At 39.8% G+C, this 1,370-nt stretch carries 1 protein-coding gene; it reads right to left on the bottom strand.

Features of this window, described 5'->3' with window-relative positions; genetic code table 11:
* Nucleotides 1-1,370: choice-of-anchor J domain-containing protein (locus tag WA327_RS08400; protein ID WP_336068583.1), on the bottom strand; the 1,370-nt coding region annotated here is incomplete at both ends.

Genomic DNA, 1,370 nt, shown 5'->3' with positions numbered 1-1,370 from the left:
GTTTGATAATCTCCTATCCAAGTATATTCTGTTGTAAATGGTCCCGTAGGTGATGTAGATACACCTACATTTAAAGTTCCCATATCAGCACCAAAAGCATGCATATAAAATGATAATTCTGCACCATCTACTGCTGGTGATAAATCTATTGCTGGCGAAATTGCTGATGCTATTGCTGTTGCACTACCAGATGCTTCATATTCTAAATGTACACCTGCATTACCATCCCATGACACATTTGGACCTGTTCCAAATGAGTTAGCATTAGGATTAGTGATTCTCCAGTTTCCGTTAGCACCTCCAAAACCAGTTCCTGTCCATCCTGCTGGAGCTGCTCCAGAAGTTGTTCCAAAGGTTTCTGTAAATACAAATGTAGATCCTCCTGAAGAACAAGTTACGCCTACTGGTGGTGGTGGTGGTGTATTTAATGTTGTAAAGTTGATAGGTCCTGCCCATACACTTGTTCCACTTCCACAATCTGCTAATATATATACTTCGTAAACAGTACTTGAGTTTAACCCTGTTGCTGTGTAAGGGTTTGTTGTTACAGGTGTTCCTGAACCTGTTGGTATACCAGTTCCTGCTGCTTGTACAACAACTTCCCATGCTGTCTCACCATTATTAGCTGTCCAAGAAATATCTGCTGTTGTATCTGTAACATTTGCTACTGCTAGTCCTGTTGGTGCTACACAGAAGTTACCACAAGTCTCAACTCTTACTTGATCAATAGACATATCACCTTCAAAACCTGTTCCTGCTCCTCCGTAGCTAAATTCGATATAAATCACTTGACCTAAATAAGCGTCTAAATTAACTCCTATCGGTACCCATGCTTCATCTGCTGTTGCTTGGTAATCTCCAATCCAAGTGTATTCTGTTGTAAATGGTCCTGTTGCAGAAGTAGAAACACCTATATTTAAAGTTCCCATATCTGCTCCAAAAGCATGCATGTAAAATGATAATTCTGCTCCATCTACTGCTGTTGATAAATCAATTGCAGGTGTAATTGCTGAAGCAATGTTAGTTGCATCTCCTGAAGCTTCATATTCTAAATGTGTTCCTGCATTACCATCCCATGTAATATTTGGACCTGTTCCTCCTGAGTTACCATTTGGAGTTGTAATATCCCAGTTACCATTACCATCTGCAAAAGCACTTCCTGTCCAACCTGTTGGTACATAGTTAGTATCGTTACCAAAATCTTCTGTAAAAATAAAAGTCGATGTACCACTTGAACATGTTACACCAACTGGTGCTGGTGGAGGTGTATTAAAGGTCGTAAAGTTTACTGGTCCTACCCAATTGCTAAATCCATCTGCATTACAATTTGCTCTTACATATACTTCGTAAGCTGTACTTGGTGTTAAACC

This window comes from Mesoflavibacter sp. CH_XMU1404-2 (assembly GCF_037029465.1).
In the GTDB taxonomy this organism is placed as follows: Bacteria; Bacteroidota; Bacteroidia; order Flavobacteriales; family Flavobacteriaceae; genus Mesoflavibacter.
Note: the sequence above shows the minus strand (reverse complement) of the source record. Positions and strands in the feature narration are given on the sequence as shown.